This is a genomic window from Streptomyces sp. NPDC045695 (genome assembly GCF_056432025.1).
On sequence record NZ_JBWKJU010000015.1, the window covers coordinates 1 to 15,169 of the forward strand.

Genomic DNA, 15,169 nt, shown 5'->3' on the forward strand with positions numbered 1-15,169 from the left:
CTCGAAACCCTCGCCACGCACGCCCGGACGCCCGGCACCGGCGGGCACAGCCCCTCCGACCTCCCCTTCGTGACCCTCACCCAAGACGACATAGACCAGTTCCAAGAGGAGCTCGACGAAGCATGGGAGATCTGACGGTGGAGAAGACCCTCCGGAGCAAGCCCAGGATCGAGAACGTCCTGCCGCTGACGGCGTTGCAGGAAGGGCTGGTGTTCCACGCCGCGTACGACGACCGGGCACCCGACGTCTACAACGTCCAGCTGGGCATCGACCTGGAAGGCCCGCTGGACACCGGCGCGCTGCGCGCCGCCGCCGAGGCGCTGCTGAACCGCCACGGCAACCTCCGCATCAGTGTGCGCCGTCGTCCGCAGGGTGACAGCGTGCAGGTCGTGCAGTCCCATGTGGTGCTGCCGTGGACCGAGGCGGTGGCCGGCAGTGAGGTGGAGGCGGACGCGATCGCCCGTGCCGACCGGGAGCGGCGTTTCACCCTCTCGACGGCACCGTTGCTGCGGTTCACACTCGTCCGCCTCGGCCAGGACCGCCACCGCTTCCTGTTCACCACCCACCACCTCCTGCTCGACGGCTGGTCCATGCCCCTCGTGATGCAGGAACTCTTCACCCTCTACGGCAACCACGCAGACAGCCACAGCCTGCCCCCCGCCGTTCCCTACGAGAACTACTTCCGCTGGCTCACCACACAGGACACCCCCGCCGCCGAAAACGCCTGGCGCACAGCACTCACCGGCCTCGACGAACCCACCCGCCTCACCCCCCACGCCGACAGCCACGCGTCCGTCACGCCGCACCATCGTGTCGTCAGCCTTCCGCTGGAGCTGACACAGGCCCTGACCGGCCAGGCGCGCCGGCACGGGCTGACGCTGAGCACGGCGTTGCAGGTGGCCTGGGGGTTGCTGCTGGCGCGTCTGACCGGACGGGAGGACATCGTCTTCGGGGCCACCGTGTCGGGCCGCCCGCCGGAGGTGCCCGGCATCGAGTCGATGATCGGTCTGTTCATCAACACCCTGCCGGTACGGGTCCGGCTCGATCCGTCCGAGCCGCTGCTGGACCTGGCGGCACGCCTCCAGCAGGAACAGGCCGAACTGTCCGCGCACCAGCACCTGGGCATGGCCGACATCCAGCGCCTGACGGACATCGGCGGCGAACTCTTCGACACGCTGGTGGTGTTCGAGAACTACCCGCTGAGCCCGGAGGCGCTCTCGGAGGTGCACGGCCTGCGGGTCACCGGTCTCCACACGCACAACGACGTGCACTATCCGCTGGCCCTCATCGTTCTTCCCGGCGACCGGTTGACGCTGGACTTCACCTACCGCCCGGACCTGTACGGCGAGAGCGACATCGACGACCTGGTCAAGCGGTTCACCCGGGTCCTCACCACCGTCGCCGAGGCCACCCCGCGACTCCTCACCCGCGACGTCGGCCTCCTCACACCAGAGGAACAGCGGCAGGCCGTGGCGGAGTTCAACGACACCGCCCGGGAGGTGCCCGCCGTCGCGGTCCACGAACTCTTCGAGGAGCAGGCGCGGCGCTCGCCCGAGGCGACCGCCGTCGCGTTCGAGGACGAGGAGGTGTCGTACGCCCGGCTCAACGCGCAGGCGGACGACCTGGCCCGCACCCTGCGCGCCCTCGGTGTCGGCCCCGAACAACTCGTGGCGCTGGCCGTGCCCCGCTCCGTAGAGATGGTGGCGTCGATGCTCGCCGTGCTGAAGACCGGCGCGGCATACCTGCCGATCGACCCCAACTACCCGGGCGAACGCATCACGTACATGCTCGACGACGCCGCGCCCGCACTCGTGGTGGTCACCGAGGCCACCAAACACCTGGCGACGGGGAAGCCGCGGCTCCTCGTCTGAGGCCCGTGCCGGGCCGGCTCCGCCCTTCCGTCTCCGACGCCCGGGCGTGATCGGGATGCACGCCATCGGACCGACAGTCCGGCGCTTCCCCCTGGTCTCCCGCCCACGCCCGGCCTCCCCGTCGCTGGACGAGTGGGTGGCGAAGCTGTGCGAGCGCGCCCGCGCGGCCGAGGAACGCGACCACGCGGCGGGGGGCCAACGTGCACAACCTGGCCGCGCTGCTCGCCCGGGACCGCGGCCTGTCAGACCAGGCGCGATCTGGTGCCATCGTTTGGCGGGCGCGAACCTGCGCGCCCGCCTCCTGGACGCGGTGGCGGCCCGACCTGCCCTCGAACCGCCCGTCAATCTCGCCCGGCTGCACGTGCGCGACGGCAAGGGCGAGCGCACCTTACTGGTTGTTCACCGCCTGTCTCCCTCGTCCCGCGCGGCAAGGGTGCTTGCGGCTTCTTCGGCGCATCCCCAGGAGAGCGTGACGCTGGCACCTCCATGCCGTAGGTGTGTACGACCACGGTGCCGTCCTGCTGCCGCTCCGCCTCCACACGGACTGCGGGCCGGGCCGGCCTGTCGCCGATCCGATGTTCCGGGACGCGGGCATCGGCGAAACGGGGCTCGACCTCGGCGCAGCGGGCCAGGATGTCGATCTGCGTCGCCTGTGACCCCGAATCTTCGCTCGGAGCACGTCTCCGCCAATCGCAAACTCCTGCAGAGACGCCGTGTTGATGTCTTCTCGGGCCGCGGCGACGGCGGCGTTCTGCCCGATGTGGTGTTCGGCACGGCTGAGGATTCCCACGAGTGTGGAAGCCGAGTCGTTCTTCGCGTCGAAGTCGTGCTTGTCCTGGTCCTTCATCGCGGGATAGCTGGCGAGGATCCGCGACAGCCGAGACCCCCGCCCGACCGGAGTTCAGCTTCGGCGTCTCGGAGTGGGCGGAGGTAGGTGGCCTTGAGGAGCTCACGCGCCGCCCCATCGAGGGCGGGCTCTTTCCGCCCGGGCCAGTACGCATGCTCCACGACACGCGATTCCGGAGCGGGTCCATAGGCTGTACCTCGAAGGTGATGTCCAGGACGGCGTTGCCCAGACCGTCGTTCACCCCGTCCGAACGGCCCCCGCATCGTCCTCAGCGGCGGCCAGCCGCACCGGCCAAGCGAATGGGCCGACACCCCCAACCGTCCCCCGCCATGGAAGAAGCGCGCGTCCAGTACGCCGAGGCGTACCGCGTCAGGCACTTCGAGGCGCAGGAAGCTTCCCAGCGGACGCGCTTCTGACGCGCTGCTTCGATCTCGTCGAGACGTCTGCGTTCGGCGGCTTCGCCGCGAAGGGTGACCTCCTGGGCGATCTGGGCGAGTTGGTCTTCGAGCTGAACACACCGCCCCGGCTGCCCGACGTCCCCGAACACGAGCCGACGACCTCAGGACATTCCTCGGGCACTGGAGCCCCTACGGCCCCTGACACAACACGCACCGGACACCCACTCGGCGTCACGGAACGTAGCGAGAAGCGGATGGGCGGGTGCGGCCAACAGCTCGACAGCCGGTCCCCCCGCCCCTTCAAGGTGCCCACCGCCATACAGCTGAGGGCTCCGCCCGGCGGTCGCCAATCACGCATGACGACCCATCAGAGAGTGCGCCGTTCATGCGTCAAACGTGCGTCACGTGCGTCAGATATACGTCAAGATATCGCACCTGCCGCACGTAACGCCCATAACGCACACCCGGAGAAACAGCAGGTCAGCGGCCCTTTTCAGCAGGCTCAAGGATCGCGACGCACTCGACGTGATGCGTCATCGGGAACAGGTCGAACACGCGCAGCGTGCGCACCTTGTAGCCGTTCTCCTTGAAGTAGCCCAGGTCGCGGGCCAGTGCCGCCGGGTCGCACGCCACGTAGGCGATGCGGCGGGCGGACAGGCCCGCGACGTGGCGGACCGTCTGCTTGCCGGCGCCCGCGCGGGGCGGGTCCAGGACGACCAGGTCGCACTCGGTGATCCCGGTCTTCGGCAGGATCTGCTCGACCTTGCCCTGCTCGATCCGGACCCGGGGGAAGTCCTCGAGGTTGTGGCGGGCGTCCTCCACCGCGCGCTTCGTCGACTCGATGCCGAGCACCGCGCCCGTGTCGCCGAGCCGCTCGGCCAGCGCGCCCGCGAAGATGCCGACGCCGCAGTAGAGGTCGAGGGCCATCTCGCCCTTGCGCGGCATCAGGCCCTGCATGACCGCCTTGATCAGGGTGTCCGCGGCCTGCGGGTGGACCTGCCAGAAGCCGCCCATGCCCACGCGGTACGTACGGCCGTCCGCGCGCTCGCGGACGAAGGGGCGGCCGTGGACGCGGTGGACCCCGCCGTCCTTCTCCTCGACCCGCAGGACCGAGACGGGCTTGTCCAGCTCGACGAGGGGCAGGCGGCCGCCGGGGCGCGGGGTGAGGACGACCTGGCGGTCGCCGGAACCGGAGGCGGCGATGGCCTCGACGGTGGCCATCTGGGGCCAGTCCTGCTTCTCGATGCCCAGCTCGCTGACGCCCGGCGCCGCGATCATGCAGTGGTCGATCGGCTCGATCTCGTGCGAGCGGTGCTTGCGCAGGCCCGCGATGCCGTCCTCGTCGATGGCGAACTGCACGCGCGTGCGCCACTGGGGGACCTCGCCGGCGGGCAGCTTGTCGCCCTCGGCCGGCATGACCGTGCCGTCCCAGCCGGCCTCCTCCGGGGTGAGCCCGGCGAGCCGCTTCAGCTGCTCGGCGACGACCTCGCCCTTGAGCCGCCGCTGGGCGCCGGGCTTGGCGTGCTGCCAGTCGCAGCCGCCGCACTTGCCGGGCCCGGCGTACGGGCAGGGGGCCGGCACGCGGTCCTTGGAGGCTTCCAGCACGGTGATCGCGTCGGCGCGCAGGTAGCGGGAGTCCGCGTCGCCCTCGGTCACCTTCGCGACGACCTTCTCGCCGGGCAGGGTGTGCCGGACGAACAGGACCCGGCCGTCCTCGGTGCGGGCGATGCAGTGCCCGCCGTGCGCGACGGGGCCGACCTCGACCTCGTACTCCTCCCCGACCAGTGACTGCTTCTCGTTCTGCTCGGCGCTCGTCATGGTGGGGAGACTCCAAAAAACTGAAACGGGGAACGGCCGGACGACCGACCCACCAGTTTACGTGGATCTCGTCCGGCCGTTCACCAACCGGTTCAGCCCTTCGCGCTGGGCTCCCTGGGCGGCCGCGGGGTGTCCACGGGACCGCGGCGCACCGAGCCCGGGGCGTTCCATTCTTGGCGCTTCTTCGCCCGCCTCTTGGCGAGCTCCGAGGACTCCAGCTGGTAGGGCACCGAGGTGACCATCACACCGGGGGTGAACAGGAGCCGGCCCTTGAGGCGCAGCGCGCTCTGGTTGTGCAGCAGGTGCTCGTACCAGCGGCCGACGACGTACTCCGGGATGTAGACGCTGACCGCGTCGCGCGGGTTCTCGCTGCGCAGGCCCTTCACGTACTCCACCACCGGGCGGGTGATCTCCCGGTACGGCGAGTCGAGGATCTTCAGCGGGACGTTGATCCCGCGGCGCTCCCACTCCTCGCGCAGCGCCTTGGTCTCGACCGGGTCGACGCTGATGCTGAGCGCCTCCAGGGTGTCCGAGCGGGTCAGCTTGGCGAAGGCCAGGGCGCGCAGCGTGGGCTTGTGGACCTTGGAGACCAGGACGATCGAGTGGACCCGGGAGGGCCGCACGCTGTCGTCGCTCGGGCCCTCGGCCGCGGCGATCTCGGCGGAGACCCGGTCGTAGTGCTTGCGGATCGCGCTCATCGTGGCGTAGAAGATCACCATGCCGAGCAGCGCGACCCAGGCGCCGTGCGTGAACTTGGTGGCGAGGACGACGACCAGCACCATGCCGGTGAAGAAGGCGCCGAAGGTGTTGATGGCCCGGGAGCGGTGCATCCTGCGCCGGGCGGCCTGGTCCCGCTCCGCCTTCAGATGGCGGTTCCAGTGCCGGACCATGCCGATCTGGCTCAGCGTGAAGGAGACGAAGACGCCGACGATGTAGAGCTGGATCAGCTTGGTCGAGTCGGCGTCGTAGATCCACACGAGCAGCATCGCGGCGCCCGCGAGCAGCACGATGCCGTTGGAGAAGGCCAGCCGGTCGCCCCGCGTGTGGAGCTGACGCGGCAGGTACCGGTCCTGGGCGAGGATCGAGCCGAGCAGCGGGAAGCCGTTGTACGCGGTGTTGGCGGCCAGGAACAGCACGAGCGCGGTGGCCGCGGCGAGCACGATGAACAGGAAGCTGCCCTTGCCGAAGACGGCTTCGGCCACCTGGGAGATCACCGGGTTCTGGACGTATCCCTCGCCGACGGCGACGCCGTCCGCCAGGAGGTCGGTGGCCGGCTTCTCGGCCATCCGCACGTGGGTGGTCATGGCCAGGGCGATGATCCCGCAGAACATGGTGACGGCCAGGGCGCCCATGAGGGCGAGGGTGGTGGCCGCGTTCTTGCTCTTGGGTTTGCGGAAGGCGGGTACGCCGTTGCTGATGGCCTCGACGCCGGTCAGCGCGGCGCAGCCGGAGGAGAAGGCCCTCAGCAGCAGGAAGACCAGTGCGAAACCGGCCAGGCCCTGGTGTTCGGCCTTGATCACCAGGTCCGCGGTGGGGGCCTTCATCGTGTCGCCGACGACGATGCCCCGCCAGGCGCCCCAGGCGATCATCACGAATACGGCGCCGACGAAGACATAGGTCGGGATGGCGAAGAGGTTCCCGGACTCCTTGACCCCGCGCAGATTCATCAGCGTGAGCAGCAGAATCATGATCATCGCCGAGAGCACCTTGTGCTCGATGACGAAATCGACGGCGGAGCCGAGGTTCTCGACGCCGGAGGAGATCGAGACGGCCACGGTCAGGACGTAGTCGACGAGCAGGGCGCTCGCGACGGTGAGACCGGCCTTGGGCCCGAGGTTGGTGTTGGCGACCTCGTAGTCACCGCCGCCGCTCGGATAGGCGTGGACGTTCTGCCGGTACGAGGCCACCACGGTGAACATCAGCACGACGACCGCGGCGGCGATCCACGGGCTGAAGTGGTACGCCGACACGCCCGCGATCGACAGGACCAGCAGGACCTCGCCGGGGGCATACGCCACCGACGAGAGCGGGTCGGACGCGAAGACGGGAAGTGCGATCCGCTTGGGGAGGAGGGTTTCTCCGAGGCGGTCGCTGCGTAGCGCCCGGCCGATCAGGATCCGTTTGGGCACGTCGGTCAGTTTGGACACGCACAGGATCGTAAGCGTTCGAAATCAGCCTGACGAACCCTCCACCCCCACACACTGCAATCCCGTCGCATTTCCTCCCCGGGCGCACCACACGACTGCGTCCCAAGTGGCCACACCGGTGACCGCCCGTGTGTAGCTTGGGCCACGGTCTGAGACCCTGTTCATCCAGAGCATGCAATGAGGCTGGAAACCAGCGAGTCGCTGACAGCCGGAAGGACGGCCGTGCACATCGTCATTATGGGCTGCGGAAGAGTGGGCTCCGCCCTCGCGCAAACCCTGGAACAGCAGGGGCACACGGTCGCAGTCGTCGACCAGGACCCCACCGCATTCCGCCGGCTCGGCGCCGGATTCGGCGGCCGCCGCGTCACCGGGGTCGGCTTCGACCAGGACACCCTGCGGGAGGCCGGCATCGAGGACGCGGGCGCCTTCGCCGCCGTCAGCAGTGGTGACAATTCCAACATCATCGCCGCGCGCGTCGCGCGGGAGATGTTCGGCGTCGAGAACGTCGCCGCGCGCATCTACGACCCCAAGCGCGCCGAGGTCTACCAGCGTCTGGGCATCCCCACCGTCGCCACCGTCCGGTGGACCGCCGATCAGATGCTGCGACGGCTGCTGCCGTCGGGCGCCGAGCCGCTGTGGCGCGACCCGAGCGGCGGCGTGCAGCTCGCCGAGGTGCACACCTCCCCCGCCTGGATCGGTCACAAGGTCAGCCGGCTCCAGGAGGAGACCGGCGTGCGCGTCGCCTTCCTCACCCGCCTGGGCGAGGCCATGCTGCCCACGTCGGCGACGGTCCTGCAGGAGGGCGACCTCGTCCACGTGATGATGCGTACGGACGAGATCGACAAGGTCGAGGCGGCGTTCGCCGAGGGGCCTGAGGAGGCACAAGCATGAGGGTCGCGATCGCCGGGGCAGGCGCGGTGGGCCGCTCCATCGCGGGCGAACTGCTGGAGAACGGCCACGAGGTGCTGCTGGTCGACAAGGCGCCGACCGCCATCTCGGTGGAGCGGGTGCCGCAGGCGGAGTGGCTGCTGGCCGACGCCTGCGAGATCACCTCGCTGGACGAGGCGGCGCTGCAGCGCTGCAACGTGGTCATCGCCGCGACCGGTGACGACAAGGTCAACCTCGTCGTCTCGCTGCTCGCCAAGACCGAGTACGGGGTGCCGCGCGTGGTGGCCCGCGTCAACAACCCGAAGAACGAGTGGCTCTTCAACGAGTCCTGGGGCGTCGACGTCGCCGTCTCGACGCCGCGCCTGATGTCGGCCCTGGTCGAGGAGGCCGTCAGCGTCGGCGACCTGGTACGGCTGCTGCGCTTCAGCCACGGTGACGCCAACCTCGTCGAGCTGACCCTGCCGTCCGACTCCTCGGTCGCGGGTACCCAGATCGGCGACATCACCTGGCCCGAGGACACCTCGCTGGTCACGATCATCCGGGGCAACCGGGTCCTCACCCCGCACGCGGAGGAGACCCTGGAGCCGGGCGACGAACTCCTCTTCGTGGCCGCCCAGGCCCGCGAGGAACAGCTGGAGGACCTCCTCCAGGCCCGTAGCTGACGGCATGCCGAAGGGGGCGGGACGACCGGTCGGTCGCCCCGCCCCCTTCGCATGCGGCTTCAGGCCCGCCGCCGCACCCGTAGGCGGCGGACGGCTCAGGCCCCCTGCTTCCCGGCGGCGGCTTCCTTGGCCTCCCACTCCGCGATCACATCGATCGGCGGCGGCGCCTTCGCCAGGAACACCCAGGTGAAGTACACCGCGAGCACCATCGGCGGCAGCTTCAGCGCGATCAGCACCCAGCCCAGCTGCGTCGCGTCGCCCCACCAGTACAGCGGGAACAGGATCGCGTACTTGGCGAGGAAGATGAGCCCCCAGGCCAGACTGGCCTTGGTGTACGCCTTCTTGCGGCCCGGGTTGCGGGTGCGCCAGGAGAGGTTCTCCTTGAACACCGGGCCCAGGATCACGCCCAGGAGCGGGAAGCCCACCAGGGCCGAGACCGTGAAGGCCACCCCCAGGCCGGCGCCGTAGATCATGCCCGGCAGGTAGAAGCCCTTCGGGTCACCCGTGAAGAGGGCGAAGGCCACGCCCACGCCCACACCGAAGACCCCGCTGAAGGCGTGCTTCACCGTGTCCTTGCGCAGCAGCCGCGCGATCACCAGCAGGACCGCGAGCGCGCCCGCGGCGATGGCGGACATCTTCACGTCCTTGGTGATCGTGTAGATCATGACGAAGAGCAGCCCGGGGAGCATCGTCTCCACGGTGCCGCGGATGCCGCCGAAGGCGTCGAAGAGCGCCGCCTGGGTCACCGCGCTCTGGTCCTCGGAAGAGGCCTGCGAGGCGGGGGCCGGGGCCGGGTACGCGGCGGCAGAGGCCTGGGAGGCGGCGCCCGGGGAAGGCGTGGCGTCCGATTCCGGGGTGTTCCGTTTGTCGAGTGACGTCACCGTCAGTGCTCCTGTCCGAGCGGTCGGAGTTCGTACTTCGGGTTGAAGAGCACCCGACGGCCGTGGGTCATGGAGATGCGCCCGGAGGCGATCATGCGGCGACCGGGCTCGATTCCCACGATCGAGCGACGCCCGAGCCAGACCACGTCCAGCGCCGCCGAGCCGTCGAACAGCTCGGCCTCCAGGGCGGGGACGCCCGCCCGCGGCCGCAGGGTGACCGTACGCAGGGTCCCGGTCACCTTGACTATCTGGCGGTCGTCGCAGTCGCAGATCCGCGTGCACCCTGCGGCTTCTGCGTCCTCCTGCAGCTCAGCCGAATGCAGCTCCTCCTGCGAGGTGGACAGCCGCTCGATCATCCGGCGGAACCGGCCCGCCGGCCTGGTCGGCTTGGCGGGCTTCTCGGGACGCGGTTCAGCACTCATACAGGGAAGCGTACCGGCGCGCCCACTACCTCTCGAAGCGGTATCCCATGCCCGGTTCGGTGATGAAGTGCCGCGGGTGGGAGGGGTCCGCCTCCAGCTTGCGCCGCAGCTGGGCCATGTAGACCCGCAGGTAGTTCGTCTCGGTGCCGTACGAGGGCCCCCACACCTCCTGGAGGAGCTGCTTGTGGCTGACCAGCTTGCCGCCGTTGCGGACCAGGACCTCCAGCAGGTGCCACTCGGTGGGCGTCAGCCGTTCGTCGCGCCCCTCGCGCACGGCCTTCTTGGCGGCCAGGTCCACCGTGAAGCCCTCGGTCTCCACGATCACCCCGCCGCCGCCGGATCCGGTCGGGGGCTCGGCCCGGCGGACGGCGGCGCGCAGCCGGGCCAGCAGCTCGTCCATGCCGAAGGGCTTGGTGACGTAGTCGTCCGCGCCCGCGTCCAGGGCCTCGACCTTCTCGTCGGAGGTGTGGCGGGCCGAGAGGACGAGGATCGGCACCCGGGTCCAGCCGCGCAGGCCCTTGATCACCTCGATGCCGTCCATATCGGGCAGACCGAGGTCGAGGAGGACCACGTCCGGGTGGCGGGCCGCCGCGAGCTCCAGTGCGCTCGCTCCGTCGGCGGCGGCGTCGACCTCGTACTTGCGTGCCTTGAGATTGATCACGAGGGCTCGGACGATCTGCGGCTCGTCTTCCACCACGAGCACCCGGGTCATTGAGGTCCTGCCTTCTGTCGCGCCGTGCGATCACGGTCGTGATCACGTTCCATCATGTCCGCGGCACCGTCCGCGTCCGCTTCCCCGTCCGCGCCCGGCACGGTGCCTCGGCCCGCGCCGTCCGCCGTGACCGCCGCCGGCGCCCGGCTGCGGGCCGCCGCACGCAGGGTGAGCACCATGGTCAACCCGCCGCCGGGGGTGTCGTCGGCCGTCAGGGTGCCGCCCATGGCCTCGGCGAAGCCGCGGGCGACCGCGAGCCCGAGGGCCCACGCCGGCCCCGCGCGGGGCGTCTCCGTACCGCTGGAGGGGGCGAAGATCCGGTCCTTGGCCTCGTCGGGCACGCCACGGCCGCGGTCGACGACCCGCACCTCGACCCGGTCGCCGAGGAAGCTGGCCGCCGCCAGCACCGGCAGCCCCGGCGGGCCGTACTTGACGGCGTTCTCCACCACGTTGGCCACGGTCCGCTCCAGCAGCCCCGGGTCCACCGCCACCACGGGCAGCGTCTCGGGCACGTCCAGCGCCACGCTGTCCTCGGGTACGCCGCCCAGCGCCATCGGGACCACCTCGTCGAGGTCGATCTCCCGGATCAGCGGGGTGACGGTGCCGGTCTGCAGCCGTGACATGTCCAGCAGGTTGCCCACCAGGTGGTCGAGGCGGTCGGCGCCGTCCTCGATGCCTTCGAGGAGCTCGGCCCGGTCCTCCTCGGACCATTCCACGTCGGCCGAGCGCAGGGAGCTGACGGAGGCCTTGATGGAGGCCGGCGGCGTACGGAGGTCATGGCTGACGGCGGCCAGCAGCGCGGTCCGGATCCGGTTGCCCTCGGCCAGCCGGCGGGCCTCCTCGGCCTGTGCTCGACGAAACCGACGGCGCAGTCCGCGCGCCCCGCTCCACTCGGCGATGGCCCTCGGAGAGCATCGCGTAGGTCTTGCCCACACCGGGCGCCGCGCCGAGATAGATCCTGAGCCTGCCGCGTCCCATGCGCCCATTCTCCGGAACGTCCGCGCTGTTCACGCACCGATCGGGGCCCGAGCGGACATCCCTCACGGATCCCTGACGCGCACCCGGCGGACCCCGGTCCGACACGGAAACGGCCGGTGGGCCCCACTCCGAAGGAGTAGGGCCCACCGGCCGAGAACATGACGCGACCCCCTGTGCGCGGGGTCGGCCGAGGGCTGCGGGCCCGTCAGCGGACCTCGGTGATCTCCGGGCCGCGCTCCAGCTGCCCCATGCCGCCGCCGAAGCGGGAGCCTTCCTGCTCCTCCGTCTGCACGCCGTCCGGCACCATCTGCGCGTCGTTCGGCAGCTTCAGGACGATCGGGTCACGGGGGGCCATCGGGCCGTCGCCGCGGACGACGACGGTGTCCCGGAAGATCTGCTCCAGCACGCCCGCCGACTCGGGGCGCACCGCACCCTGGCCGGAGATGACGCCGCGCAGGAACCAGCGCGGGCCGTCGACGCCGACGAAGCGGACCAGCTGCGCGCCGGTCTGCCCGTCCGGGAGCGGTACGGGCACCTGTGCGCGCAGCTCCCAGCCCAGGGAACCCTGGACCTCGTCGATGATGCCGCCCTGCTGGGTGATGCCCGCGGCGATCTCCTCGCGGACCTCGCCCCAGATGCCTTCCTTCTTGGGCGCGGCGAAGGCCTGCAGCTGCACGGCGCTGTCGCCCAGCACCACGGTCGCGGCCACGATCGCGTCACCGGCGACCTCGACCCGCAGTTCCATGCCCTCGACACCGGGTACGAGGATGCCGCCCAGGTCGACCCGGCCGTCGGCCGGGTTGCCGAGCACCTCGGAGACGTCCCAGGGGCCGTCGGGCCGCGGGGCCGGCGGCAGGTTCACCCGGCGGGGCCGGGCGGTGTCCTCCTGCTCCGCCGCATCGTCCTGCTCAGCGGAGCCGACGCCGTCTACGACCTGCTCGGCCGCGCCGCCGTCCTTGGCGGAGTCGTTCTTCTTGCGACGTCCGAACACGTCACTGTCCTTCCCGGTCGGTTACGACCGAAGCGTAGCCATTCCCACCCTGCTGACCAGCCCCCGATCCGGCCACGGCCGCATGACCGCCGGTGGAGCCGAAGCCCCCCTCGGCCCGGGCCGAGCCGGGAAGTTCCGCCACCTCGTGGAAGCGCACCTTCTCGACCCGCTGGACAACCAGCTGGGCAATGCGGTCGAAACGCTCGAACCGGACGCTCTCGCGAGGGTCGAGATTGACCACGATCACCTTGATCTCCCCACGGTACCCGGCATCCACCGTCCCCGGGGCATTCACGAGCGCGAGCCCGCAGCGTGCGGCCAGGCCGGAGCGCGGGTGCACGAAGGCGGCGTACCCGTCGGGCAGGGCGATGGACACCCCGGTGGGCAGCACGGCCCGCTCGCCGGGCGCCAGCTCGGCGGCCCGGGTGGTCACCAGGTCGCAGCCGGCGTCGCCCGGGTGCCCGTAGGCCGGAATGGGCACCTCCGGGTCGAGACGGCGGATCAGTACGTCCACGGGGGCGTGGTTGTTCAGGGACATCAGGGGTTCACCTCGAAAGCGCGTGCGCGCCTGACCTGGTCCGGGTCGGCCATCGCCGCCTGGATCTCCTCGGGCCGACCGTTGTCGATGAAGTGGTCGACCTTCACCTCTATGAAGAGCGCGTCCGCCCGCACGGCGACCGGACCCTCGGGCCCGCCGATCCGGCCGACCGCACGGCAGTAGATCTTGCGTCCGGCGACGGCGGTGACCTCGGCCTCCAGATACAGCACGGTGCCCACGGGCACCGGCCGCACGAAGTCGGTCTCCAGCCGCCCGGTCACGGCGATGACGCGCAGCAGCCAGTTCAGGGACCCGAGCGTCTCGTCGAGCGCGGTGGCGAGCACCCCGCCGTGGGCGAGACCGGGGGCACCCTGGTGGGCGGCCTTGACGGTGAACTCGGCGCTGATGCGCACGCCCTCACCCGCACGCGCCTCCAGGTGGAGTCCGTGGGGCTGGCCCCCGCCGCAGCCGAAACAGTGCTCGTAGTGCGCACCGAGGAGCTCGCCGGGCGCCGGCGCATCGGGGTGCCGGACCGGCGCCGTGGCATCGGCCGGCGGCGTCAAGGCTGTGTTTCGTCCACTCACAGCCGCGAACCTTACCCGCGCGGCCGGGCACCGGTCGCCCCGTGGCAGGCTTGACGGCATGCAGCTCTCCACCGCGCAGTACGACGAACGCCTGACCGCCCCCCGCTCCTGGTGGGGCATCGCCGCCATGATCGGCCTCGCGTGCGCGCTGATGCTGCTGCCGCTGGGCACGCTGCCCCTGCTGGCCGGACTGGTCGGCGGCACCGCGCTGGCCGGGCTGCTGGTGAGCTCGTACGGCTCCGCGCGCGTGCGCGTGGTGAACGGCGCGCTGGCGGCCGGGGAGGCGCGGATCCCGGTGACTGCGCTCGGCGAGCCCGAGATCCTGGACGCCGGGGAGGCGCGGGCCTGGCGGACGCACAAGGCGGACACCCGCGCCTTCATGCTGATGCGCAGCTACGTGCCGACGGCGGTCCGCGTCGAGATCACCGACCCGGCGGACCCGACCCCGTACGTCTACGTCTCCACCCGCGAGCCGCACGCCCTGCGGGCGGCCATCCTCGCGGCCAAGTCCAGCCCCGCCGCATCCGCCGGCGCGTGAGGCGCGGGGTCCGCGGCTGAGTCCCGCGGGCGGCGCTCAGCCTCGCCCGTCCGGCGGCGGACCCTCGAGTTCACCCCTGGCGACCCCGGGAAGGGGCTGGGCGGGCTGTTCCAGGGGCGGCAGCTGCGCCAGCGCCTCCCAGGCCACGGCGCGGCCCCGCAGGTCACCACGGACCTTCTCGGCGAGTTTGCGCGTGTCCCGGCGGTTCATGACCGCCCCGACCACCGCGCCCACCATGAAGGGCATGAGGTTCGGAAGATTGCGGAACATCCGCTTCATGATCTGCTGGCGCAGTTCGCGCTTCATCTGACCGCCGAGCGCCGCGTTCAGCGTGGTCGGTTTGGTCAGGTCGACCCCGCGCTCCTGCGTCCAGGCGGAGAGGTAGGCGAGGCTGCGGTCCTTGAGCGTGCCCGGCGGCCGCTGGCCGTAGACCTCGTGGAGCTCGGCGACGAGCTTGAGCTCGATCGCCGCGATCCCGGTGATCTCGGCCGCCAGTTCCGCCGGCATCGCGGGCGGAACGGGCAGCATGGCCGCCGCGCCGATACCCGCTCCGACGGTCGACGTGGCGTTGGCGGCGCCCGAGATCAGCTTGTCGGCAAGCTGATCGGGGCCGAGGCCCGGGAACTGCGCGCGCAGGGTCGCGAGGTCCCGAACCGGAACGCGCGGGGCGTTCTCGATGATCCTGTCGGCGACGAACAGGGCGGCGTCCCTGACGCCTTCACCGCCCTTGCGCACGCCGTTCCTGACGGCGTGCAGCCGACTGGTCCCACGGGCGGAGCCGCCGGGGGCTACAGGACCCGTTTCCGGGTCCGTGGTGGCCACCTGCGTCTCCGCCGGATCACCTGATTTCCGGAAGCGGCGCTTCCGAAAGGGTGCCGAGCCGGTCACGACCGA

At 70.9% G+C, this 15,169-nt stretch carries 16 protein-coding genes; 5 read left to right on the forward strand and 11 right to left on the reverse strand.

What is annotated here, in order from left to right; translation table 11 throughout:
* The first annotated feature begins 122 nt into the window (after positions 1-122).
* Positions 123-1,871 carry a condensation domain-containing protein gene (locus AC07DU_RS23740; protein WP_479113442.1) on the forward strand — a complete coding sequence of 583 codons (1,749 nt, stop codon included), beginning with the start codon at positions 123-125 and terminating at the stop codon, positions 1,869-1,871.
* Positions 1,872-2,368: 497 nt separating this feature from the next.
* Positions 2,369-2,527, forward strand: a complete 159-nt coding sequence (locus AC07DU_RS23745) for a hypothetical protein (RefSeq protein WP_479113444.1) — start codon at positions 2,369-2,371, stop codon at positions 2,525-2,527.
* Between the two features lie 1,069 nt (positions 2,528-3,596).
* Here the strand turns inward: AC07DU_RS23745 and AC07DU_RS23750 are convergent.
* Complete coding sequence (locus AC07DU_RS23750; protein ID WP_479113446.1) at positions 3,597-4,934, reverse strand: class I SAM-dependent RNA methyltransferase; 1,338 nt, start codon at positions 4,932-4,934, stop codon at positions 3,597-3,599.
* Between the two features lie 92 nt (positions 4,935-5,026).
* Positions 5,027-7,081, reverse strand: a complete 2,055-nt coding sequence (locus AC07DU_RS23755) for an APC family permease (RefSeq protein ID WP_479032322.1) — start codon at positions 7,079-7,081, stop codon at positions 5,027-5,029.
* A gap of 222 nt (positions 7,082-7,303) precedes the next feature.
* Between AC07DU_RS23755 and AC07DU_RS23760 the strand changes: the two genes are divergently transcribed.
* Positions 7,304-7,972 carry a potassium channel family protein gene (locus AC07DU_RS23760; protein ID WP_360892347.1) on the forward strand — a complete coding sequence of 223 codons (669 nt, stop codon included), beginning with the start codon at positions 7,304-7,306 and terminating at the stop codon, positions 7,970-7,972.
* The gene (locus tag AC07DU_RS23765; protein WP_360892350.1) at positions 7,969-8,631 is read left to right on the forward strand and encodes a potassium channel family protein; all 663 of its coding nucleotides are present in this window, start codon (positions 7,969-7,971) and stop codon (positions 8,629-8,631) included. The genes AC07DU_RS23760 and AC07DU_RS23765 overlap by 4 nt, the downstream gene beginning before the upstream one ends.
* Positions 8,632-8,726: 95 nt before the next feature.
* On the opposite strand, the gene AC07DU_RS23770 is transcribed toward AC07DU_RS23765, so the two are convergent.
* The 8 genes from AC07DU_RS23770 to AC07DU_RS23805 form a co-directional block, all read right to left on the reverse strand.
* Entirely contained in the window at positions 8,727-9,512 is a 786-nt protein-coding gene (locus AC07DU_RS23770) for a DUF3159 domain-containing protein (protein ID WP_479113448.1), read from the reverse strand.
* Between the two features lie 2 nt (positions 9,513-9,514).
* Positions 9,515-9,934, reverse strand: coding sequence for an OB-fold nucleic acid binding domain-containing protein (locus AC07DU_RS23775; protein WP_360892353.1), 420 nt, complete (start codon positions 9,932-9,934; stop codon positions 9,515-9,517).
* 25 nt (positions 9,935-9,959) lie between these two features.
* Positions 9,960-10,646 carry a response regulator gene (locus AC07DU_RS23780; RefSeq protein WP_479113450.1) on the reverse strand — a complete coding sequence of 229 codons (687 nt, stop codon included), beginning with the start codon at positions 10,644-10,646 and terminating at the stop codon, positions 9,960-9,962.
* Positions 10,643-11,518, reverse strand: coding sequence for a sensor histidine kinase (locus AC07DU_RS23785; RefSeq protein WP_479113555.1), 876 nt, complete (start codon positions 11,516-11,518; stop codon positions 10,643-10,645). The genes AC07DU_RS23780 and AC07DU_RS23785 overlap by 4 nt, the downstream gene beginning before the upstream one ends.
* Positions 11,421-11,624 (reverse strand): hypothetical protein, encoded by a 204-nt coding sequence (locus tag AC07DU_RS23790; protein ID WP_479113557.1) that lies wholly within the window; start codon positions 11,622-11,624, stop codon positions 11,421-11,423. Before AC07DU_RS23790 ends, AC07DU_RS23785 begins: the two co-directional genes overlap by 98 nt.
* 205 nt (positions 11,625-11,829) lie before the next feature.
* Positions 11,830-12,615 (reverse strand): DUF3710 domain-containing protein, encoded by a 786-nt coding sequence (locus AC07DU_RS23795; RefSeq protein WP_360892361.1) that lies wholly within the window; start codon positions 12,613-12,615, stop codon positions 11,830-11,832.
* A 1-nt stretch (position 12,616) separates the two neighbouring features.
* Entirely contained in the window at positions 12,617-13,153 is a 537-nt protein-coding gene (gene dut, locus AC07DU_RS23800) for a dUTP diphosphatase (protein ID WP_360892364.1), read from the reverse strand.
* On the reverse strand, positions 13,153-13,737 hold the full coding sequence (locus tag AC07DU_RS23805; protein ID WP_453371849.1) for a PaaI family thioesterase: 585 nt from the start codon (positions 13,735-13,737) through the stop codon (positions 13,153-13,155). The genes dut and AC07DU_RS23805 overlap by 1 nt, the downstream gene beginning before the upstream one ends.
* A gap of 58 nt (positions 13,738-13,795) precedes the next feature.
* Here AC07DU_RS23805 and AC07DU_RS23810 point away from each other — a divergent pair, with 58 nt between their 5' ends.
* On the forward strand, positions 13,796-14,275 hold the full coding sequence (locus AC07DU_RS23810) for a DUF3093 domain-containing protein (protein WP_360892370.1): 480 nt from the start codon (positions 13,796-13,798) through the stop codon (positions 14,273-14,275).
* Positions 14,276-14,311: 36 nt separating this feature from the next.
* On the opposite strand, the gene AC07DU_RS23815 is transcribed toward AC07DU_RS23810, so the two are convergent.
* Positions 14,312-15,163, reverse strand: coding sequence for a hypothetical protein (locus AC07DU_RS23815; protein WP_479113452.1), 852 nt, complete (start codon positions 15,161-15,163; stop codon positions 14,312-14,314).
* Between the last annotated feature and the right edge of the window lie 6 nt (positions 15,164-15,169).